Source organism: Nonomuraea sp. NPDC049655, assembly GCF_044465465.1.
In the GTDB taxonomy this organism is placed as follows: domain Bacteria; phylum Actinomycetota; class Actinomycetes; order Streptosporangiales; family Streptosporangiaceae; genus Nonomuraea.
The window spans coordinates 30,433-50,769 of sequence record NZ_JBITLS010000006.1; the positions used below are offsets into that span (position 1 = coordinate 30,433).

At 71.0% G+C, this 20,337-nt stretch carries 20 protein-coding genes; 9 read left to right on the plus strand and 11 right to left on the minus strand.

The features are described 5' to 3' along the window. Positions 1-15 precede the first annotated feature (15 nt). The 3 genes from ACIBQ6_RS19935 to hisC all read left to right on the plus strand — a co-directional run bounded on the left by ACIBQ6_RS19935 (position 16) and on the right by hisC (position 2,287). Complete coding sequence (locus ACIBQ6_RS19935) at positions 16-672, plus strand: NrtR DNA-binding winged helix domain-containing protein (RefSeq protein WP_358290649.1); 657 nt, start codon at positions 16-18, stop codon at positions 670-672. After that, positions 669-1,166: a GNAT family N-acetyltransferase gene (locus tag ACIBQ6_RS19940; protein ID WP_397213507.1), complete on the plus strand. Its 498-nt coding sequence runs from the start codon at positions 669-671 to the stop codon at positions 1,164-1,166. The genes ACIBQ6_RS19935 and ACIBQ6_RS19940 overlap by 4 nt, the downstream gene beginning before the upstream one ends. A 62-nt stretch (positions 1,167-1,228) precedes the next feature. Beyond that, entirely contained in the window at positions 1,229-2,287 is a 1,059-nt protein-coding gene (gene hisC / locus ACIBQ6_RS19945; RefSeq protein ID WP_397213510.1) for a histidinol-phosphate transaminase, read from the plus strand. Here the strand turns inward: hisC and ACIBQ6_RS19950 are convergent. Continuing rightward, the gene (locus ACIBQ6_RS19950; protein ID WP_397213512.1) at positions 2,284-3,222 is read right to left on the minus strand and encodes an EamA family transporter; all 939 of its coding nucleotides are present in this window, start codon (positions 3,220-3,222) and stop codon (positions 2,284-2,286) included. The two genes, hisC and ACIBQ6_RS19950, sit on opposite strands and share 4 nt — an antisense overlap. A gap of 150 nt (positions 3,223-3,372) precedes the next feature. Between ACIBQ6_RS19950 and ACIBQ6_RS19955 the strand changes: the two genes are divergently transcribed. Further along, positions 3,373-3,840, plus strand: a complete 468-nt coding sequence (locus ACIBQ6_RS19955) for a rhodanese-like domain-containing protein (protein WP_358290638.1) — start codon at positions 3,373-3,375, stop codon at positions 3,838-3,840. A 366-nt stretch (positions 3,841-4,206) separates the two neighbouring features. Here the strand turns inward: ACIBQ6_RS19955 and ACIBQ6_RS19960 are convergent, their stop codons facing one another. From ACIBQ6_RS19960 to purD, 4 genes are all read right to left on the minus strand, one after another. Further along, entirely contained in the window at positions 4,207-5,496 is a 1,290-nt protein-coding gene (locus ACIBQ6_RS19960) for a GTP cyclohydrolase IIa (protein WP_352357559.1), read from the minus strand. 201 nt (positions 5,497-5,697) lie between these two features. Then, positions 5,698-6,963 (minus strand): UDP-N-acetylglucosamine 1-carboxyvinyltransferase, encoded by a 1,266-nt coding sequence (gene murA / locus ACIBQ6_RS19965; protein ID WP_358290635.1) that lies wholly within the window; start codon positions 6,961-6,963, stop codon positions 5,698-5,700. Positions 6,964-7,041: 78 nt separating this feature from the next. Next, on the minus strand, positions 7,042-7,878 hold the full coding sequence (locus tag ACIBQ6_RS19970) for a phosphoribosylaminoimidazolesuccinocarboxamide synthase (RefSeq protein ID WP_358290632.1): 837 nt from the start codon (positions 7,876-7,878) through the stop codon (positions 7,042-7,044). Further along, positions 7,875-9,092, minus strand: coding sequence for a phosphoribosylamine--glycine ligase (purD, locus tag ACIBQ6_RS19975; protein WP_358290629.1), 1,218 nt, complete (start codon positions 9,090-9,092; stop codon positions 7,875-7,877). The genes ACIBQ6_RS19970 and purD overlap by 4 nt, the downstream gene beginning before the upstream one ends. A 462-nt stretch (positions 9,093-9,554) precedes the next feature. Here purD and corA point away from each other — a divergent pair, with 462 nt between their 5' ends. Then, entirely contained in the window at positions 9,555-10,571 is a 1,017-nt protein-coding gene (gene corA, locus ACIBQ6_RS19980; RefSeq protein WP_352357551.1) for a magnesium/cobalt transporter CorA, read from the plus strand. 90 nt (positions 10,572-10,661) lie between these two features. On the opposite strand, the gene ACIBQ6_RS19985 is transcribed toward corA, so the two are convergent. Beyond that, positions 10,662-11,570, minus strand: coding sequence for a glycerophosphodiester phosphodiesterase family protein (locus tag ACIBQ6_RS19985; RefSeq protein ID WP_397213516.1), 909 nt, complete (start codon positions 11,568-11,570; stop codon positions 10,662-10,664). A gap of 155 nt (positions 11,571-11,725) precedes the next feature. Here ACIBQ6_RS19985 and ACIBQ6_RS19990 point away from each other — a divergent pair, with 155 nt between their 5' ends. Further along, positions 11,726-12,412, plus strand: coding sequence for a GNAT family N-acetyltransferase (locus tag ACIBQ6_RS19990; protein ID WP_397213518.1), 687 nt, complete (start codon positions 11,726-11,728; stop codon positions 12,410-12,412). 134 nt (positions 12,413-12,546) lie between these two features. Here the strand turns inward: ACIBQ6_RS19990 and ACIBQ6_RS19995 are convergent, their stop codons facing one another. The 3 genes from ACIBQ6_RS19995 to fbaA all read right to left on the minus strand — a co-directional run bounded on the left by ACIBQ6_RS19995 (position 12,547) and on the right by fbaA (position 15,426). Continuing rightward, on the minus strand, positions 12,547-13,830 hold the full coding sequence (locus ACIBQ6_RS19995; protein ID WP_358290619.1) for an adenylosuccinate synthase: 1,284 nt from the start codon (positions 13,828-13,830) through the stop codon (positions 12,547-12,549). A gap of 128 nt (positions 13,831-13,958) precedes the next feature. Then, positions 13,959-14,369: a DUF3151 domain-containing protein gene (locus tag ACIBQ6_RS20000; protein WP_352318011.1), complete on the minus strand. Its 411-nt coding sequence runs from the start codon at positions 14,367-14,369 to the stop codon at positions 13,959-13,961. Positions 14,370-14,403: 34 nt separating this feature from the next. Next, on the minus strand, positions 14,404-15,426 hold the full coding sequence (gene fbaA / locus ACIBQ6_RS20005; protein ID WP_352318009.1) for a class II fructose-bisphosphate aldolase: 1,023 nt from the start codon (positions 15,424-15,426) through the stop codon (positions 14,404-14,406). Positions 15,427-15,552: 126 nt separating this feature from the next. Here fbaA and ACIBQ6_RS20010 point away from each other — a divergent pair, with 126 nt between their 5' ends. Further along, positions 15,553-16,263: a DedA family protein gene (locus tag ACIBQ6_RS20010; protein WP_358290615.1), complete on the plus strand. Its 711-nt coding sequence runs from the start codon at positions 15,553-15,555 to the stop codon at positions 16,261-16,263. 95 nt (positions 16,264-16,358) lie between these two features. After that, a complete protein-coding gene (locus ACIBQ6_RS20015; protein WP_397213520.1) occupies positions 16,359-16,514 on the plus strand; it encodes a hypothetical protein in 156 nt (51 codons plus the stop codon). Here the strand turns inward: ACIBQ6_RS20015 and pyrE are convergent. Both pyrE and ACIBQ6_RS20025 read right to left on the minus strand, forming a co-directional pair. Next, positions 16,489-17,022 (minus strand): orotate phosphoribosyltransferase, encoded by a 534-nt coding sequence (pyrE, locus tag ACIBQ6_RS20020; protein WP_352357535.1) that lies wholly within the window; start codon positions 17,020-17,022, stop codon positions 16,489-16,491. The genes ACIBQ6_RS20015 and pyrE overlap by 26 nt on opposite strands. Before the next feature lie 10 nt (positions 17,023-17,032). Next, positions 17,033-17,731: a hypothetical protein gene (locus ACIBQ6_RS20025; protein ID WP_397154794.1), complete on the minus strand. Its 699-nt coding sequence runs from the start codon at positions 17,729-17,731 to the stop codon at positions 17,033-17,035. Positions 17,732-17,842: 111 nt separating this feature from the next. On the opposite strand from ACIBQ6_RS20025, the gene ACIBQ6_RS20030 reads away from it, so the two are divergent. Continuing rightward, entirely contained in the window at positions 17,843-20,179 is a 2,337-nt protein-coding gene (locus ACIBQ6_RS20030) for a sigma-70 family RNA polymerase sigma factor (RefSeq protein ID WP_397213522.1), read from the plus strand. Positions 20,180-20,337 lie beyond the last annotated feature (158 nt).

The following is a 20,337-nucleotide window of genomic DNA, read 5'->3' on the forward strand; positions in this document are numbered from 1 at the left end:
TGTAACGTGCCGTCCATGGTCCCGAGCATCCCGGTCAGCGTCGACCTGGTCGTGCTCACCGTGCGCAACCACGCCCTGAGCGCCCTGGTGTGGCGGCGCGACAACCCGCCGTTCCTGCGCCGCTGGTCGTTGCCCGGCGGCTTCATCCAGCTCGACGAAGACCTGCCGGCCGCCGCCCACCGCATCCTGGCCGAGCGGGCCGGGCTCCCGGGCGCCCCGGTGCACCTGGAGCAGCTCCAGACGTACGGATACCCTGACCGCGACCCGCGCCAGCGCGTGCTGAGCGTCGCCTACCTGGGCCTGGCCCCCGACCTGCCGGCCTCGGAGAAGGCGCACATGAGCTGGCAGCCGGTCGAGGCGCTGTCCGTCATGGCCTTCGACCACCGCCGCATCATGCTCGACGGCGTCGACCGCGCCCGCGCCAAGCTGGAGTACACGTCCCTGGGGGCGGCCTTCTGCCCGCCGGAGTTCACCGTCGCGGACCTGCGCCGGGTGTACGAGATCGTCTGGGGGCGTCCCCTCGATCCCCGCAACTTCCACCGGAAGGTCACCAAGGCGGAGGGCTTCCTGGTGGAGACGGGCGCCACCACCACCAGAGACGGCGGCCGCCCCGCCAAGCTCTTCCGCCGCGGCCCCGCCGAACTCCTCCACCCGCCCATGCTCCAGGAGTGACCATCCCGGACGACCTCATCGACGTCATCGAGACCCCTCGCCTCTCGCTCGTGCCCCTGCGGGTCGAGCACGCCGCGGAGATGGCGGCCGTGCTCGCCGACCCGCGCCTGCACGAGTTCATCGGCGGCGCCCCCGCCACCGAGCAGGAGCTGCGCGCCCGCTACGAACGCCTGGCCGCGGGCCCGCCCGGCTGGCGCAACTGGGTGCTCCGCCTGCGCGCCGACGGCCGGCTGACCGGCTACGTGCAGGCGACCGTCGAGGCGGGCACGGCCGAGATCGCCTGGGTGGTCGGGGTGCCCTGGCAGGGCCGCGGCCTGGCCGCCGAGGCCGCCCGCGCCCTGGTCTCCTGGTGCGACGCCCACGACCTCGGCACGGTCGTCGCCCACATCCACCCCGGCCACGCGGCCTCCGCCGCGGTCGCCGCCCACGCCGGTCTCCACCCCACCGACCTCGTGCACGACGGGGAGACACGCTGGGAACGCGTCCGGCCGTGAGCCCTCTCGACGTGCGGGGGCTGGCGGATGCTTCATCGGGCGTGGCCTTTTAAGGTAGTTCTATGCCTCGTTTCCGCCACATCCTGGACACCATGCCCCCCTACAAGCCGGGCAAGGCCGTGGTCTCCGCCGACGGCCGGTCGTACAAGCTCTCCTCGAACGAATCCCCCTACGACCCGCTGCCCTCCGTGGTCGAGGCCGTCGCCGAGGGAGCCCGGCAGATCAACCGCTATCCCGACCCCGGCGCCGTCGGGCTGACCGAGGCCATCGCCGAGCGGTACGACGTGCCGTTCGAGCACATCGCGCTGGGCGCGGGCTCGGTCACGGTGGCCCAGCAGCTGTTCGAGACGGTCGGCGAGCCCGGCGTCGAGGTCGTCTACGCGTGGCGGTCGTTCGAGGCGTACCCGTTGCTGGCGGACCTGTCGGGGGTCACGTCCGTCCGGGTGCCGCTGGCGGGCGAGGACCACGACCTGGACGCCATGGCGGAGGCGATCACCGACCGCACCCGCATGGTCTTCGTGTGCAACCCCAACAACCCCACCGGCACCGCGATCCGCCGCGACGCCCTGGTGTCCTTCCTGGACCGCGTGCCGGAGAACGTGCTCGTGGTGCTGGACGAGGCCTACCGCGAGTACGTCCGCGACGAGGACGTCCCCGACGGCCTGACGCTCTACCGCGACCAGCCGAACGTCTGCGTGCTGCGCACCTTCTCCAAGGCGTACGGGCTGGCGGGCCTGCGGGTCGGCTACCTGATCGGGCACGAGCCCGTGGCGGCGGCCGTCCGCAAGACGATCATCCCGTTCGCCGTCAACCACCTCGCGCAGGTCGCCGCCATCGCCTCGCTGAAGGCCGAGGACGAGCTGCTGGAGCGGGTCGAGCGGGTGGTCAAGGAGCGCGGCCGGGTCCGCGAGTCGCTGATCGAGCAGGGCTGGACGGTGCCGCCGACCGAGGCGAACTTCGTCTGGCTGCGGCTCGGCGAGCGCACCCTCGACTTCGCCGCCGCCTGCGCGGTGGAGGGCGTGGCCGTACGGCCGTTCGCGGGCGAGGGGGCCCGGGTGTCCATCGGTGACCCCGAGGCCAACGACGCCTTCCTCGCCGCCGCCAAGGAGTTCCGCGGTTAGGCGCTGACCTCCTCCGCGAGGGGCGCGGTCCTGGCTCTGGCGCGTCGTTCGGTGGAGACCACCAGGGCGACGCCCACCAGGATCACCGCCCCGCCGGCGATGATCTGCGGGGTCACGTGCTCGTTCACGACCAGCACGCCGAGGAGCACGGCGACGACCGGGTTGACGTAGGCGTACGTGGAGACCAGCGAGATCGGCGCGTTCCCCAGCAGCCAGGTGTAGGCGGTGAAGCCGACCAGCGAGCCGACCAGCACCAGGTAGGCCAGCGCCGCCCAGGAACGTCCGGAGACCGCCGCCAGGTCGAGCCGTTCGCCGAGCACCGTGCCGGTCACGGCCAGGCCGGCGCCGCCGACCAGCATCTCGATCGAGCTGGCCGCGAAGGGGTTGGCGGGCATGGGGATGCGCGCCGACAGGAACGAGCCGACCGACCACGAGAACGAGGCCACCAGGATCACCACGATCCCGGTGGTGTCCACCGACTGGCCGCCGGTCAGCGACAACGCCGCGACGCCGGCGAACCCGACGAGCACGCCGGCCAGCGTCAGCACGGCCGGCCGGTCCCTGACCAGGATCCGGAACACGACGAGCCAGAGCGGCACCGAGGCCACGAGCAGCGCGGCCAGGCCGCTGGAGATGTGCTGCTCGGCCACGGCGACCATGCCGTTGCCGCTGGTCAGCAGGAGCAGGCCGACCAGCCCGGCCCCGCAGAACTGCCGCCACGACACCCGGAACGGCTCCAGGCCCTTCCTGATCAGCAGGAAGCCGCCGAGCAGCAGCGCGGCCGTCACGAATCGCAGCGCGCCGCTCAGCATGGGGGGCATGGTCTCGATGGCGATCCTGATGCCGAGGTAGGTCGAGCCCCACACCACGTACACGATCGCCAGGGCGCTCCAGACGAGGACGGGAGCCCGGCTGTCAGTGGTGTTCGCACTCATGGGTCATGACTTTATCGGGCGACCACGACAAATCACCTGCGGGTATCGGACTTAGGGATTTGGCGCGATATTAGCGACAGGCGGCTTTCGTGCCACTGTTGAGCGGGCGGGCCTGCTGGGACGATCGCCACTGACCAGCAATGAAGGGAAATGTCGAAGATGTCAGCCGTCACCTCCACCCCGGCCGCCCCCAACGCCGCCGCCCTCGCCCACTTCGCCGCCCGCCTGGCCTTCGAGACCGACGTCTCTGACGTGGCCGCCGACCTGGCCGCCGGCGCGCCGGGCGTCGTGGTCGTGGACTCGCGCAGCCGGGAGAGCTGGGAACAGGGGCACGTCCAGGGGGCGGTGCACCTGCCGACGGCCGAGATCGCCGCCGGGGCGGCCGCGCTGATCCCCCGGGAGGCCACCGTCGTCACCTACTGCTGGGGTCCCGGCTGCAACGGCGCCACGCGGGCCGCCCTGGAGTTCGCCCGGCTCGGTTACGCCGTCAAGGAGATGCTCGGCGGCTTCGAGTACTGGGCCAGGGAGGGCTTTCCGGTCGAGACGGCGTCGGGCGTGACCCGGCGACCGATCGACGCCCTGACGGCGCCGGTGTCGGGAATCGCGTGCGCCTGCTGACGCCGGTGTGGGATGGCGTGCGCCTGCTGAACGGGCGATTGGCGTGCGCCTGCTGAAAGCGTCCCAGGCGGGTTGTGGTGACCGGCTATATCCGGACATGCCCGCCGGTCCGACAGTGCCGCCAAACGGCCTCACAGCCCCGTCCGGACGCCTTCCGTAAAAAGGGCGGCGGCGAAGGGGCTGTGCGGGAAAGTTTGGCGCCCCCGTCCGAATCCCGTCGATCGGGGGCGTGGGAGAACATACCCGCATCTACTCGGGTCAACCAATAAGACCACAAGAGTCAAGCGGATTGTCTGTACCTTTGACTCCCCAGGTCAAGAACCGGGCACCCGTCGCCCCTGAAATGGGACGACGGGCCCCGTACGGTCACCGCGGTCCGAGCTTCTCCACGATGAGCCGGTAGAGCTGGCGCGGACGCCCCGGCTGCGGGGTGCGGTTCGGCGGAAGCGGCCACGCGAGTCCCTCGTCAACCAGCGTGCGCAGCAACCGCCGAGCCGTGCGCGGCGTCACCCCGAGCATCTTGCCCGCGCCCTCGGCGTCGACCACCGTGTCGCCGCCTTCGAGCTTGGCCGCCAGCCTGGCCAGCACCTCCACGCCCTTCGGCTTGAGCGCGGTCGACCCGGAGGGTGGCATCCGGGGGGCCGGGATGAGGGCCCGGCCCTCGCGGTCCACCGCGAACCCCTGCGCCTGCTTGCCCGCCTGGGTACGGGCCAGCGCGGCCCGCGCGTGCGACTCCGCGTCGTGTGTCGTCCGCCCCATTCCGACGCCCACCTCGACCGCCAGCCCGAGCTCGTCCCGGATCCTGGCCGCGAAGGGCAGCACCCTGAACCCGTCGGTGGCCGCGGCGATCGAGCCCCTGGTCGCGGTGACCAGGTAACTGTGATCGTCGATCGGCCAGACGGTCGCGTTGATCCGGTTCGCCTCCTGGACCAGTAACCGGTGGAGCGACAGCCGCAGCTCGTCGCGCCAGTAGCGCGGCGCCGCGCGCCGCACGGGCTCGCGCAGCGTCGGCACCTCCACCAGCACCACGGTGAGCTGCGACTCCTCCAGCCGGTGATGCGCCCCGAGCAGCGCCGCGGTGTGCAGCGCCGTCCGGACCGCGGCCGAGGTCGGCCTGATCCTGATGACCGGCACGCCGGCTGCGTGCAGGCGTTCGGCCACCGCGGGCAGGCACGTCAGTGCCCCCGAGGTGGCGCCCTGGCGGGCCAGCCGTTCGTGGTAGGCCGCGATCGTGCCCGTGGCTCCGGGCTCGTCGCGGCTGTGCACGTCCGTGGCCGGTATGCCGAGGTCGGTGTACGCCTCCTCGACATCCGCCCTGCTGACCACGTCCACGCTGACCCGTTGCGGGTCCATCCGAGTGTCAAGTGCGGCCTTCGCCAGCGCCGCCACCAATGCCGCTCCGCCGAGTTGCACGTAGGTCGCGGGCATCGTCAGCACGCCTGATCGCCGGGCCAGGTCATAAGGGACCGGGCTGGCGAACAGGCACGCGTCGACACCGGGACCGAGCCGCGTCACCTTGTCGGGCGCCTCCTGCTCATCGCGGTACGCGGCCGCGACCAGGCGACACGGCAGCGGTGCCGCGGCGTGACCCATCAGCATGACTCGCTCGACCAGGTCGTGGGGTCCGACCACGCCGATGGTGAGGTCCGGTGTCATGGCGCCCGGGCGTGACACTCGGGGAGTTTCTTCGGCCCTCTCGACCAATGTTCGTCCCATCCTGCCGTCCGTTGCAGTGCTCTCTTTTGGAACGATCGCTCGCGGGGGCCGTAATGTCACGCCCGACTTTTCCGGAAAGTCGTTCTGGTTGACCGCCCGACAAGATGTCTCAGCAGCTCAACGCGGTTTTTCTCATGTTTTTTAGCGCTCAGAAATCTCTCGTGTAATGTCCGCGCCGAGCGCGCGCATTCGCGCCGCGAGATGTGCGTGGCCGCGATCGATGAGGTATCCGGACTCGATGACGGTCTCTCCTTCGGCCGCCAGACCGGCGAGCACGAGCGCGATACCGGAGCGCAGATCGTGCGCCGTGACTTGTGCGCCCTTGAGCGGCGTGCGCCCGCGCACGACGGCCCTGCTGTCGTCGACCTCGACGTCGGCGCCCATCTTGTTGAGCTCGCCGGCCAGGGCGAAACGGCCGTCGAAGATGCGCTCGTGGATGTAGCTCGTGCCGTCGGCCAGGGCGGCCACCGTCATCATCGGCGACTGCAGGTCGGTCGCGAAGCCGGGATAGGTGTCGGTGATGATGTTGATGGGCCGCAGCGGGCGGTCGCACCGCACGTGCAGCACCGCGCCCTGACGGGCGAAGTCGACGCCCATCTGCTCCAGCTTGTAGCGGACGACGCCCAGGTCGAGGCCGGTGCCCACGAGGCTGAGCTCGCCACCGGTGATCGCCGCGGCCATCGCGAACACGCCCGCGTCGAGCCGGTCGGGCATCACGGTGTGCTCGACGGCGTGCAGCTCCTCCACGCCCTCGACGGTGATGAACCCGGTGCCGCCGCCGCTGATGCGCGCGCCCATCTTGGTGAGCATGTCGATGACGTCGAGCACTTCCGGCTCAAGGGCCGCGTTCTCGATCACCGTCGTGCCCTTGGCCAGGGCGGCGGCCATGATCAGGTTCTCGGTGCCGGTGTGGGAGGGCGTGTCCAGGTAGAGCGTCGCGCCGGTCAGGCCGCTGGCCTTGACGTGGATGACGGTCTCGCCCTCGTCGACGACCGCGCCCAGCCGCTTGTAGCCGAGGTAGTGGAAGTCGAGGTTGCGGCTGCCGAGGTTGCAGCCGCCCACGCCCTCCACGATCGCCTCGCCCAGCCGGTGGAGCAGCGCGGGCGTGAACAGCACCGAGCCGCGGAACCGGCGCGCGATCTCGGCCGGCAGCACCGGGCTGCTCAGCCGGGAGGCGTCGATGACCAGCGTGCGCTCGGACTCGTGCAGCTCCACGTACGCGCCGATCGCCTCGGCCAGCTCGACCGCGCGCCGGACGTCTTCGATGATCGGCACGTTCCGCAGCACGGTACGGCCCTTGGCGGCCAGCAGAGCCGCACCGATCATGGGAAGCACGGCGTTCTTCGCGCCCTGGATGAACGCGGTTCCACGCAGTGCGTTGCCACCGCGCACGCGGTAACGGACCATTTCGTGCGGCTCCTTGAAATCAACGGTGAGGCTCGATCGGGCCAACAGTAGTGGCTGACACCAGGTGACCCAGCCGAATCATCCGCTAAAGGGAGCCCCCGTGACGCGCTCATACGCTTCTAGGTATCGCTGCCTCGTGCGCTCGACAACATGCTCGGGAAGCCGAGGTGGGGGGTTTCCGGAGGATTTGTCCCATCCGGATTCGGGCGAGAGTAGCCAATCACGTACATATTGCTTATCGAAAGAAGGTTGCGCCCTGCCCGGCTGCCATTCGTCGGCCGGCCAGAACCGCGACGAGTCGGGCGTCAGCACCTCGTCGCCCAGGGTCAGCACGCCGTCGGCGTCGAAGCCCAGCTCGATCTTGGTGTCGGCCAGGATGATGCCGCGCTCGCGGGCGATCTCCGAGCCGCGCGTGTAGACGTCGAGCGTGATGCGCCGCAGCTCGTCGGCCGTCTCCGCGCCGACCTCGGCGACCACCTGCTCGAAGGAGATCGGCTCGTCGTGCTCTCCCTGGGGGGCCTTCGTGGAGGGGGTGAAGATCGGCTCCGGCAGCCGGGAGCCGTCCTCCAGGCCGGGGGGCAGCGGCACCCCGGAGACCGTGCCGGTCGCGCGGTACTCCGACAGGCCGCCGCCGGTCAGGTAGCCGCGGGCCACGCACTCCACCTGGACCATGCGCAGCGGCTTGCACAGCACGCTGCGCGCGTCGTCGCCCCTGGCCAGGATGTGGTTGGGCACGACGTCCTTGAGCTGGTCGAACCACCACAGCGACATCTGCGTGAGGATCGCGCCCTTGTCGGGGATGCCGGGCTCCAGCACGTAGTCGAAGGCCGAGATGCGGTCGGAGGCGACCATCAGCAGCAGGCCCTCGTCGGTCTCGTAGAGGTCGCGTACCTTGCCGGAGTGCAGATGCTTCATCGGGCGATGTCCGTCCTGTGGTGCGAGCCGCGCAGCTCGACGCGGTCGACGAGGTCGTAGGCGTTGCGGCGGGCGCTCGCCTGGTCGGGGCCGTGGCCGACGACGGTCAGCACCCGGCCGCCGTTGGAGACGACCTCGCCGCCGGGGCCGCGCGCGGTGCCGGCGTGGATCACGTACGCGTTCTCGGTCTCGGTCAGGCCGGTGATCACGTCGCCCTTGACCGGGGAGTCGGGGTAGTTCTCCGCCGCGATCACCACGGTCACCGCCGAGCCGTCCTTGAACACCGGGTCGAGGCCGAGCTCGCCGGTGGCGCAGGCCATCAGCAGCCCGCCGAGCGGCGTCTCCAGCCGGTCGAGCAGCACCTGCGTCTCGGGGTCGCCGAACCGGGCGTTGAACTCGACCACCTTCGGCCCCTTCTGGGTCAGGGCCAGCCCCACGTAGAGCACCCCCTGGTACGGCAGCCCGCGCCGCCCCAGCTCGGCGATCGTCGGGTGCACGACCTCGCGCATGACCTGCTCGGTCAGCCCCTCCGGCGCCCAGGGGAGCGGCGTGTACGCGCCCATGCCGCCGGTGTTGGGCCCCTCGTCGCCGTCGTAGGCGCGCTTGAAGTCCTGGGCGAGCTGGAGCGGCACCGCCGTGCTGCCGTCGCAGAGCGCGAACAGCGACACCTCGGGCCCGTCGAGGAACTCCTCGATGACCACCCGCTCGCAGGCCCGCGCGTGCTCCAGCGCCTGGTCGCGGTCGCGCGTGACGACCACGCCCTTGCCCGCGGCGAGGCCGTCGTCCTTGACGACGTAGGGGGCGCCGAACTCGTCGAGCGCGGCGGCGGCCTCCTCCTCGGTCTCGCAGGTGCGGGCCCGGGCGGTGGGCACGTCGGCGGCATTCATGATCTCCTTGGCGAACGCCTTGGAGCCTTCGAGCATGGCCGCCTCACGGGTCGGCCCGAAGCAGGCGATGCCGGCCTCGCGCACGGCGTCGGCCACGCCCGCGACGAGCGGCGCCTCCGGCCCGATGACGACGAGGTCCGCCCCCAGCCGCCCGGCCAGCTCGGCCACCTGCGCGGGATCGACGGGATCGACGGGATGAACGGTCGCGACGCCCTCGATGCCCGCGTTACCGGGAGCACAGTGGAGCTCGCTGACCTGGGGATCGAGTTTGAGCGAACGGCACAGGGCGTGCTCACGCCCTCCGGAACCAATGACTAGAACGCGCACGTGCCCCATTGTCGCAGGCCCGGCCCCCTCGCCCGGCGCGGGTCCCGGGCGGGTTGCAGGCACGTCGAATGCCGGAACAAGCCCGCATCTTTGTGCGGTTCTACCTGAACCGAGCACCCTCCGGCGAGTATCGTCGTTTGGGTTCACCCGCCTGTGGTAGGTTAAGGCGGCTTTGCGGCGTCTCTTGTGATTGGAGGTGGTCCGGGATGAAACCTGGTGATCCCAGCAGTACGTGCTCTCCCACGTACGCCCCAGTTACCCCCGACCACTCCAATCCGGCAGCCTGATCGTGCCTCCACGCATTTGTGTCGATTGAGGTGACTTTTCATCGCGCGTGGAGCGTGCCAGGTCGGGCGGAAAGGGACTGCCATGCGCTCGTCCACGCTTTTCCGTCGCATCAACCGTCACCCTGTTCAGCCGCATGCCGCACGCCCGCTCACCAAGCCGGTGCGTGAGGTCTGCGTGCCCCCTGTCGACTCCATCGTCGAATTCGGCGCCTACATCCAGGGCAAGAAGGTCTGCGCCCCGGGCATCGTCGAGTCCCTCGACCTCGTCCGCGAGCACAACAAGAACTCCGACGGCGCGAACGCGTTCGTCTGGGTCGGGCTGCACGAGCCCGAGGCCCCCGAGGTGGAGTGGTTGTCCGAGGTCTTCGGGCTGCACCCGCTGGCCGTCGAGGACGCGGTCAAGGCCCACCAGCGTCCCAAGGTCGAGCGCTACGGCGAGTCGCTGTTCATGGTGCTGAAGACGGTCGCCTACCTCGACCACGACGAGCTGACGGCCAACAGCGAGATCATCGCCACCGGCGAGATCATGGTGTTCCTCGGGGTCGACTTCGTGGTCACCGTGCGCCACGGCGAGCACTGCCCGCTGACCCTGGTCCGCGAGCGTCTTGAGGACAAGCCCAAGTTGATGAACCGCGGCCCGGCCGGCGTGCTGCACGCCATCGCCGACCACGTCGTCGACCAGTACCTCCAGGTGGCCGACCTGATGCAGTTGGAGCTCGAAGAGGTCGAGGCGACCGTCTTCGCCGACGTCAGCTCCCGCGACATCAACCGGATCTACCAGCTCAAGCGGGAGATGCTGGAGATGAAGCGGGCCGTGACCCCGCTGCAGTCGCCGCTGTCGGCGCTGCCGCAGCGCCGCGTCATCCCCTCGGAGATGCGCGAGTACTTCCGCGACGTCGGCGACCACCTGTCCCGCGTGTGCGAGCAGGTCGAGTCCTCCAACGAACTGTGCAGCTCGATCCTGCAGGCCGCCCTGGCCCGCTCGAACGCCCTGGCCAACGAGGACATGCGCAAGATCTCGTCGTGGGTCGCCATCCTGGCCGTGCCGACGATGATCGCCGGCATCTACGGCATGAACTTCGACTTCATGCCCGAGACCAAGCAGGTCTGGGGCTATCCGGCGGTGCTGGCCGTGATGATCACCGCCTGCGTGCTGCTGCACCGCGGCTTCCGCCGCAACGGCTGGCTCTGAGCGGCGCGTCCGGACGCTCGGGGGCTCGCGCGGCGCTCAGACGCTGACGGGCTCGCGCGGCGGTCAGACGCTCACGGGCTTGAGCGGCGGTCAGACGCTCACGGGCTTGAGCGGCCGGACGCCCTCCGGCAGTTCGAGGCCGCGTTCGCGCCACAGCTCCCGCATGCGGTCGGGGTAGTCGGTCACGATCCCGGCCACGCCGAGGTCGATCAGGCGGCCGGCCAGGGCCTGGTCGTTGACCGTCCAGACCGCCACGTCGAGGCCCGCCGCGGCCGCCTGGGCCATCAGCTTCTCGTCGACCATCACGTGCTCGGGCGAGAGCGTGGTGGCCCCGGCCTCGCGGGCGGCGGCCGGGATGTCGTCGCCCAGCCCGTCCTTGTGCCAGTGGAGCGTGTCGAGCTCGATCAGCGCGAACCGCCTGGCCGCCGGCGCCAGCCGCGCCGCGTGCCTGATGACGCGCCAGTCGAAGCTGAGGACGGCGGCGTTGCCCAGCCGGCCGTGCCGGTCGAGCTCCTCGACCACCAGCTCGGTGAACATCTCCGGGTCGGCCGTCAGCTCCGGCCTGGTCGGGTCGGACTTCAGCTCGACGTGCAGCCGCACGTGCTCGGCCTCGTAGGCGTTGACCAGCCCGAGCACCGCGCCGAGCGTCGGCATCCTGGTCTCCGGCATGGCGACCTGGGTGAGCGCGAACGGGTCGTCGAGGTGCCGCGGCAGGCGTACGCCCACGTCGAGCGTGCGCAACTGGGCGAGGCTGAGCGCGTTGATCGGCTTGCCCACGTACGGGAAGAGCGGATCGCCCTGCCGCAGCGGACGGCGGTCGGCACTGGTGACGGCCGAGACCGTGAGGTCGTGCGTGAGCACGAGGCGGCGATCGGCGGTGAGGGCGACGTCGAGCTCAAGCGCGTGAACGCCCAGCTCCATCGTGCGGCTCAGCCCTGGCAGGGTGTTCTCCGGCCACAGGCCCCGCGCTCCCCGGTGACCATGAATCTCAACGCGCACACCGGGGACACTACCCGGCGCGAGGCCCGCTGAGGCAGTGCCACGCCGTGTCCTTTTTATCCTGCTACGCCCCGGTCGGAAGGGAAGGCGCCAAGAGGACTCTCCGCCCGCTTATTGCACGATAAATGCAACTACCTTGCAATAAGCTGGAGCTCATGACGGAGGTTCTCAAACATGCCCATTCAGCAACAGTCCGGGCATGGGTGGACGGCTGGGTGATCTCCCGCAACGCCCCGCGGCCCGTACCCGAACCGTGGGGCCTCAGAGTGGACGTCGGCCTTCCCGGCCACGTGGCGCGGCACGTCGTCCCCACCCCTACCGCGGAGATCCTGGACCACCTGACCGGCGCCCTCACCGTCCCCGGCACCTGGCTCAAGCTCTGCGCCCCCGCCGAGGCGGTCGCCCCCTCCCTGCCTCCTCGGTGGTCCGTGCAGGAGCAGGAGTACATGATGACCACCGCGTCCCTGGCCCGCACCACCCCGAAGGCCCCCGCGGGCTACACCCTGGCGATCACCACCAGGGCGGGGGTGACCGTGGCCCGGCTGCTCACGGCCGCGGGCGAGGTCGCGGCGCGCGGCCAGTTCGCCGTCGCGGACCGGGCCGCCGTGATCGACCAGGTGGAGACGGCCGCCGAACACCGCCGGCGCGGCCTCGGCACGGTCGTCATGGCCGCGCTCGCCGCCGCCGCCGTCTCCCGGGGCGCCCGCACGGGCATCCTGGTCGCCACCGAGGCGGGCCAGGCCCTGTACGAGACCCTGGGCTGGACCCTGCACACCCCGATGACCGCCGCCGTCCTCACCGCCGGAGGCCCGGCGGAGGAGGAGCCCGCCGTCCGGCCGTAGTCCCCTGACACGTGAGGAGCCCGCCGTCCGGCCGTAGTCCCCTGACACGTGAGGGGCCCGCCGTCCGGCCGTAGTCCCTTTTACACGCGAGGGGCCCGGCGCGTTGTCGCGCCGGGCCCCTCGTCACGTGCCGGTCAGACCAGCGACCGCACCACGACGGTCTGGTCGCGGCCGGGGCCGACGCCGATCGCCGAGATCGGCGCCCCGCTCATCTCCTCCAGCGCCCGCACGTACGACTGCGCGTTCGGCGGCAGGTCGTCGAACGACTTCGCGTTGGAGATGTCCTCCTTCCAGCCCGGCAGCTCCTCGTAGACCGGGACCGCGTGGTGGAAGTCGGTCTGGGTCATCGGGATCTCGTCGAACCGCTCGCCGTCGACCTCGTAGGCCACGCACACCGGGATGCGCTCCAGCCCCGACAGGATGTCGAGCTTGGTGAGGAAGTAGTCGGTGACCCCGTTGATCCGGGTCGCGTAGCGGGCGATCACCGCGTCGAACCAGCCGCAGCGACGGTCGCGGCCGGTGGTGACGCCGTACTCGCCGCCGGTCCTGCGCAGCCACTCGCCCGTCTCGTCGGTCAGCTCGGTCGGGAACGGCCCCGAGCCCACGCGGGTCGTGTACGCCTTCAGAATCCCGATGATCTTCGTGAGCCGGTTCGGCGGGATGCCCGCCCCGGCGCACGCGCCCCCGGACGTCGGCGAGGAGGAGGTGACGAACGGGTACGTGCCGTGGTCGATGTCCAGCAGCGTGCCCTGACCGCCCTCCAGCAGCACGAACTTGCCCTCGTCCAGCGCCTTAGAGAGCACCAGCGAGGTGTCGGCGATGTGCGGCTTGAGCCGTTCGGCGTAGGCCAGGTACTCCTCCAGCACGGCGGCCGGGTCGATGCCGCGCCGGTTGTAGACCTTGGTCAGCACCTGGTTCTTCTCGGTCAGCGCGACCTCGATCTTCTTGGCCAGGATGCCCGGGTCGAGCAGGTCCTGGACCCGCACGCCCATCCGGGCGATCTTGTCGCCGTACGCGGGGCCGATGCCGCGTCCGGTGGTGCCGATCTTGGCCTTGCCCAGATAGCGCTCGGTGACCTTGTCCAGCGCCTTGTGGTGCGGCATGATCAGGTGCGCGTTGGAGGAGATCAGCAGGCGTTCGGCGGAGATGCCCCGCGCGGCCAGCCCGTCGATCTCGCTCAGCAGCACCCCCGGGTCGATCACCACACCGTTGCCGATCACCGGTACGACGTCCGGCGACAGGATCCCCGTCGGCAGAAGATGCAGAGCGTATTTCTGGTCACCGATGACGACGGTGTGTCCCGCGTTGTTGCCACCCTGATAACGGACGACGTAGTCGACGTCGCCACCGAGCAGGTCGGTGGCCTTGCCCTTGCCCTCATCGCCCCACTGGGCCCCAACGAGAACGGCAGCCGGCATTGTTCAGTCTCCCGAGCACAAAACGAAACCCCTGGCGCAAGTGCGACAGGGGCTCTTGCGTAGAGAGACTACCCGAGTCTGCCCATTCGTCCCAAGGCGCGTGGGCCCAATGCGGGCCCAATGCGCTGCTAACCCTTGGTCAGCGCCTCATATCCGGTCTCGCTGCTGTCCTTGAGGAACTGCAGGCAGCGCTCGGCCTCGTCCTTCTCGCCGATGGACTGCGCCGCCCTGGACAGGGCGTGCAGGCAGCGTAGGAAGCCGCGGTTGGGCTCGTGCTCCCAAGGGATGGGACCGTGGCCCTTCCAGCCGTTCCTGCGCAGCTGGTCGAGGCCGCGATGGTAGCCCGTGCGGGCGAAGGCGTAGGAGGTGACGGCATGGCCCTGCGCGAAGTACTCCTCCGCGAGCGCGGCCCAGGCCGCCGGGTGGGCGGGGAAGCGGGCGGCCACGTCGGCGGCCTTGGCCCCGGATTCCAGCGCCTCCCTGGCCTCGGGCAGGTCCGGCAGGTGAGTCGGGGGCGGCCCGGCGAGAAGGTTATCCATAGGACAAGTCATACCCGCCGTGCCGCCCAAGTGGCTAGGAGATCTTCGTCCCACTGCTCTTGAGGTTGTGGCAGGCCTCCGCCACGCGGGCCGCCATGCCGGTCTCGGCGCTCTTGCCGTAGGCGCGCGGGTCGTAGGCCTTCTTGTTGCCGACCTCGCCGTCGACCTTCAGCACGCCGTCGTAGTTGCGGAACATGTGGTCGGCGATCGGCCTGGTGAAGGCGTACTGGGTGTCGGTGTCGACGTTCATCTTCACCACGCCGTAGGAGATGGCCTCGTGGATCTCCTCCAGCAGCGAGCCGGAGCCGCCGTGGAAGACCAGGTCGAACGGCTTGTCCTTGCCGTACTTGGCGCCGACCGCCTCCTGGATCTCCTTCAGCACGCTCGGCCGCAGCTTCACGTGGCCCGGCTTGTAGACGCCGTGCACGTTGCCGAACGTGGCGGCCAGCATGTAGCGGCCCCGGTCGCCGACGCCGACGGCCTCGGCCGTGGCCAGCGCGTCTTCGGCGGTGGTGTAGAGCTTCTCGTTGATCTCGCCGACGACGCCGTCCTCCTCGCCGCCGACGACGCCGATCTCCATCTCCATGATGATCCGGGCGCGGGCGCACTTGTCCAGGAGCTCCTTGGCGATCTCCAGGTTCTCCTCCAGCGGCACGGCCGAGCCGTCCCACATGTGCGACTGGAAGAGCGGGTCGAGGCCCTTGGACACCCGCTCCAGCGAGATGTCGATCAGCGGTCGCATGTAGCCGTCGAGCTTGTCCTTCGGACAGTGGTCGGTGTGCAGCGCCACCGTGACCGGGTACTTGGCGGCCACCACCCGCGCGTACTCGGCCAGCGCGGTCGCGCCCGTCACCATGTCCTTGACCGTCGTGCCGGAGAGGAACTCGGCGCCGCCGGTGGACACCTGCACGATGCCGTCGCTCTCGGCCTCGGCGAACCCGCGCAGCGCGGCGTTCAAGGTCTGAGAAGAGGTCACGTTGATCGCCGGATAGGCGAACCCGCCCGCCTTGGCACGGTCGAGCATCTCGGCGTAGACCTCTGGAGTCGCGATGGGCATGAGTCATCTCCCTGAGAAGTACGGCTTCGCGCCTGCCCAGTATCCCGGCTCCCAACCACAACTGGTAGTGACAACGCGTGCCGGATGGCCACATCCGATTCGCTCGGCTCCAGGTAGGCTCACGGGGTGGACTGGCTCTGGAATCTCCTCGACCCGACGTGGTGGCTCACCATCCTCGGCGCCTTCGCCACCATCGGCGTCCTGGCGATCATCTTCGCCGAGACGGGTCTGCTGCTCGGCTTCTTCCTGCCGGGCGACTCGCTGCTGGTGGCGGCGGGGATCTTCAGTTCCGCGTCGCTGGTCGTGGGCGAGGCGCCGCCGATCTCCTTCCCCGTCCTGGTGATCGGCACACCGTTGTGTGCCATCGCGGGCGCCCAGCTCGGCCACTTCCTGGGGGCCAGGTTCGGCAGGAAGATGTTCGACCGGCCCGACTCGCGGCTGTTCAAGCGCGAACACGTGGTGCGCGCCGAGGAGTTCTTCCAGAAGTTCGGCCCGGCGCGGGCGGTCGTGCTGGCGCGGTTCGTGCCGATCGTCCGCACGTTCATGAACCCGGTGGCCGGCGTCCTGGAGATGCCCGCCAGGCGCTTCTTCCTGTGGAACGTCATCGGCGGCGTGGTCTGGGTCGAGGGCCTGGTGCTGCTCGGCTACTTCCTCGGCAGCAAGGTCGATCCCAAGCAGATCGACAAGTACATCCTGCCGGGCGTGTTCATCATCGTCTTCATCTCGCTGATCCCGATCATCGTCGAGGTCGTCAAGAAGCGCCGCGAGCGCAAGCGGCTGCCGCTGCCCAACGGCAAGCACCACCGCGTGCCCTCCAGCACCGACCCCCAGCACTGACACCAGGCCCCGGCCCCCGGCGCTGACCGGGGGCCCTTGAGTTACCACCGGGTACAGTGCGCGTCCCCGGCGGGGACGTGCTGCACCATCGCGAGATGAGCAGGGGCGAAGAGGTCAGCTACTTCGAGCCCGAGCTCGACGTCGTGCTCGGCGACGCGGGCACCGTCCGCGTCGCCGAGAACGGCAGCCCCCGCGCCCCCGGCGAGCAGGGCGCGAGGGAGGCCTTCACAGCCCGAGGTCCTGGAGGGTGAAGGCGGTGCGGTAGTCGAGCCCCTCCTCCGCCATCCGCGCGCCCGCCCCCCGGTCGACGATCGTGGCCACGGCCACCACCTCGGCGCCCGCCTCCCGCAGCGCCTCCACGGCGGTCAGCGGCGAGCCGCCGGTCGTCGAGGTGTCCTCCACGGCCAGCACCCGGCGGCCCTTCACCTCGGGCCCCTCGATCCGGCGCTGCATGCCGTGCGACTTCTGCGCCTTGCGCACCACGAACGCGTCGAGCGTGCGCCCGCGCGCCGCCGCCGCGTGCAGCATCGCGCAGGCCACCGGGTCGGCCCCCATCGTGAGCCCGCCGACGGCGTCGAAGTCGAGATCGTCGGTCAGGTCGAGCATCACCTTGCCGACGAGCGGCGCGGCCACCCCGTCGAGCGTGATCCGCCGCAGGTCGAGGTAGAAGTCGGCCTCCTTGCCCGAGGAGAGCGTGACCTTGCCGTGGACGACGGCCTTGCGCTTGATCTCGGCCAGCAGGTTGTCGCGGTCTGTCATGCGCCCAAGCTTAGGGTCCCAGGCTCAGCGTCCTGATGAGAGCCAGGGCCTGCGCGTGCGCGCGAGGAAGCCGGCGCACCCGGACGCGGGGGTGGCGGCCGTACAGGATCTCCGTGGCGCGCAGGTCGGCGACCTTGCCGGCCAGCCGGTCGTCCTCCCTGGTCACCGCGCCGACGCGGGTGGGCGCGAGCAGTGCCAGCGTCTCGTCGCCGGTGAACGCCCTGCGCAGCGCCGTGGCCAGGTTGAGCGCCGCCGCCAGCCGCTCGGCCAGTTCGGCGATCTGCCCGTACGGCTCGGCCACCACCAGCAGATGCCCGCCCGCGACCGCCCCCCGGTAGAGCTCGCCCAGCCTGGTACGCAGGTAGGCCACCGTGGCCAGGCCGGTCAGCGGGTCCTCGCACTGCAGGTCGTTCATGGGCGCGAAGCTCTGCTCGGCCCACCCGGCCGCGTACGCCCGTACCAGCGGGAACGTCGGCTCTCCTCGATCGGTGACGGCGAACAGCGCCGCCAGGTCGCCCAGTCCCTCGCTGATCCCCACCCCCGCCCCGGCGCGCGCCGCGCCCAGCTCCTCGCAGGCGCGCGGCAGGTCGCCGCCGTCCGTCACGGCCTTGATCGCGTACGCCGCCGCCGGGGTCCACCAGTCGTCGGCCAGCGACCAGCCCTCCGCCATGCTCCGGCCGCGCCAGCGCGACAGCACGTCCTCGTCCATGCGTCCTCCCGTGGTCCTCAGAGGTAAAGACGGCGCTGCGGTTTAGTCATGACGGAGAATGCGGAATGATTGCGCGGGGCAACCCACCGTAATCGTGAGGTCACAATGAGTGTGGAATCGCCGCGAAGCGATGCGGACCTGCTGAAGGAGGTCCGCGCCGGCGACGCGACCGCGTACGGACGGCTCTACGAGCGTCACGTGGCCGCGGCCCGCGCGCTGGCCAGGCAGCTCGTCAGGGGCGAGTCCGAGGTCGAGGACGTCGTGGCCGAGTCGTTCACGAAGATCCTCGACCTGGTGGGCAGAGGAGGCGGCCCCGAGTCGGGGTTCCGCACGTACCTGCTCACCGTCGTGCGCCGTACCGTCTACGACCGCGGCCGGGTCGAGAGCCGCCAGGTGACCACCGGCGAGATCGAGCGCTACGACGCGGGCGTGCCCTTCGTCGATCCCGCGCTCGTCGGCCTGGAGCGGTCGATGATCTCGCGCGCGTTCCTGTCGCTGCCCGAGCGGTGGCGGGCGGTGCTCTGGCACACCGAGGTGGAGAAGTGCAAGCCCGCGGAGGTCGCGCCGCTGCTCGGCCTGTCGGCCAACGGGGTGGCGGCGCTGGCCTACCGGGCGCGCGAGGGGCTGCGGCAGGCGTACCTGCAGATGCACCTGCGCGCGGCGCCGCAGCACGAGTGCCGTCCGGTGCTCGGCAAGATGGGCGCCTACGTCAGGGGCGGCCTGGCCAGGCGCGACTCGCGCGCGGTCGACGACCACGTCAACGACTGCGAGGAGTGCCACGGCGTCCTGCTCGAACTGACCGACGTCAACCGCGGCCTGCGGGTCATCGTCGGCCCGCTGATCGCCGGCCCGGTGTTCAGCGGCTACGCCGCGGCGCTGGCCAAGGCGGGCGCGGCCGGCGGCGGAGCGGGCTGGCTGCTGCGGCTGTTCGGCTGGTTGCGGCGGGCGCCCTCCCGGCAGCAGGTGGTGGCGGCGGGCAGTGTCGCGGTCGCGTCCGCGGCGGTGGCGGCGTTCGTGCTGGTGTCCGGGGAGTCGCCGGTGGCCGAGCGGCCGGTGGCCACGCCCACGCTGGTGGCCCAGCCCCCGGTGTCGGTGCGGCCGGTGCCGCTGCCCGTGGCGAGCGAGCCGCCGGCGCGCGTCCCGCCGCCGCGGAGGGAGCCGCGGGGCAGGGCGCGGCTGCGGGCCACGATCGGCGCGCTCGGCGCCCTCGTACGCGCCCAGCCCGGCATCGTCGGCATGCGCCTGCGCAACGACGGCGACGGCCCGAGCGGCGAGCTGGCCGCGACCGTCGAGCTGCCGCCCGGCGTCACCCTCCTGCCGCCGGCCAGGCGCGGGCACGGCGTGGCGCTGCTCGAACCCGTGGGCACGGTCGACGGCTGGGCCTGCCGGCAGGCCGGGCAGGGCGCGTGGTGCGCCAGGCAGCCGCTGGCCGCCGGGCAGGGCACGGCGGTGTTCCTGCGCGTGCTGGTGTCGGAGCTGGCTCCGGAGGGCGCCGGGCCCGCCGTGCGCGTCGACGCCGACGACCTCCACGTCAACGCGCGGGCCGCGCAGGGCGTGCGCACGGTGGGGGCGTCGGCCAGGTTCGCCACCGAGGGCAGGGTGGCCGTCCGGGCGATCGGCAACACGCTGCTGAGCTGTCCCGAGGAGCACGACGGCTGTCCCGAGGCCAGGCGCCGCCAGGGCGACCAGCGCGACAACGACCTGTGGCCGATGACCCCCCTCGACCAGGACGCCAGCCCGGCCACCAGCGCCTCCAGCGCGGCCCGGCTCACCCTGCCCAAGGACAGCCGGGTCGTGTGGGCCGGCCTCTACTGGTCGGCGAGCGGCGCGGCGGCGGGGCCCGTCAAGGTCAGGGCGCCGGGCCGGCGCACGTACGTGTCGGTCCGTCCCGACCACGTCACGGCCCTCGACATGCCGCTCGGCCCGGCCTACCAGGCGTTCGCCGACGTCACCGCGCTGGCCGGGCAGGCGCGGCCGGGCGGCCTGTGGTGGGCGGCCGACGCGCCGATGGCGGAGGGGGCCTCCAGCCACGCCGGGTGGAGCCTGGTGGTGGTCGTGACCGGGCCGCGGCAGCCGTACAGCCAGGCCGTGGTGCTCGACACGGCGACCGTGATCGGCGGCGCGGACAGGAAGGTGCGCATGCCGCTCGGCGGACTGAGCCCGGCCGCCGCGCCGGCCAGGGCCGAGCTGGTGACCTGGGAGGGCGACGCCGATCTCCAGGGCGACAAGGTCTCGCTCGGCACCGGCGCGATCGTCCCGGAGGGCGGCGACCGCGAGCGCGCCAACGTCTTCGACGGCTCCGCCAACGGCGCCGGCGGCATGACCTTCGGCGTCGACGTCGACACGGTCGACGCCGAGCTGGGCCGCGATCCGGCGCTGACGATCGTGACCGACAAGGACGTCGTGCTCTTCGGAGCGGCCGCGCTGACCGTCAGGGCACGCTCATGACCGCAAACAGGACGAACTGGTACGGTCTGCCTAAATGGTCCGGCTGCACGGCGGCCCGCGGTCGAATCGTCGGGATTCACCCTCGCGCGATCACCTGCTTTCATTACCCTGAAAGAGGGCCGCCGAGTCCGGTCTCTGACGGTGCAGAGCCAGCAAGG

Coding starts and splice junctions, on each gene's coding strand:
- ACIBQ6_RS19935 (WP_358290649.1), top strand. CDS start 16: ATGGTCCCGAGCATCCCGGTCAGCGTCGACCTGGTCGTGCTCACCGTG.
- hisC (WP_397213510.1), top strand. CDS start 1,229: ATGCCTCGTTTCCGCCACATCCTGGACACCATGCCCCCCTACAAGCCG.
- ACIBQ6_RS19950 (WP_397213512.1), bottom strand. CDS start 3,222: ATGAGTGCGAACACCACTGACAGCCGGGCTCCCGTCCTCGTCTGGAGC.
- ACIBQ6_RS19955 (WP_358290638.1), top strand. CDS start 3,373: ATGTCGAAGATGTCAGCCGTCACCTCCACCCCGGCCGCCCCCAACGCC.
- ACIBQ6_RS19960 (WP_352357559.1), bottom strand. CDS start 5,496: ATGACACCGGACCTCACCATCGGCGTGGTCGGACCCCACGACCTGGTC.
- murA (WP_358290635.1), bottom strand. CDS start 6,963: ATGGTCCGTTACCGCGTGCGCGGTGGCAACGCACTGCGTGGAACCGCG.
- ACIBQ6_RS19970 (WP_358290632.1), bottom strand. CDS start 7,878: ATGAAGCATCTGCACTCCGGCAAGGTACGCGACCTCTACGAGACCGAC.
- ACIBQ6_RS19990 (WP_397213518.1), top strand. CDS start 11,726: ATGACGGAGGTTCTCAAACATGCCCATTCAGCAACAGTCCGGGCATGG.
- ACIBQ6_RS19995 (WP_358290619.1), bottom strand. CDS start 13,830: ATGCCGGCTGCCGTTCTCGTTGGGGCCCAGTGGGGCGATGAGGGCAAG.
- ACIBQ6_RS20000 (WP_352318011.1), bottom strand. CDS start 14,369: ATGGATAACCTTCTCGCCGGGCCGCCCCCGACTCACCTGCCGGACCTG.
- fbaA (WP_352318009.1), bottom strand. CDS start 15,426: ATGCCCATCGCGACTCCAGAGGTCTACGCCGAGATGCTCGACCGTGCC.
- ACIBQ6_RS20015 (WP_397213520.1), top strand. CDS start 16,359: ATGAGCAGGGGCGAAGAGGTCAGCTACTTCGAGCCCGAGCTCGACGTC.
- pyrE (WP_352357535.1), bottom strand. CDS start 17,022: ATGACAGACCGCGACAACCTGCTGGCCGAGATCAAGCGCAAGGCCGTC.
- ACIBQ6_RS20025 (WP_397154794.1), bottom strand. CDS start 17,731: ATGGACGAGGACGTGCTGTCGCGCTGGCGCGGCCGGAGCATGGCGGAG.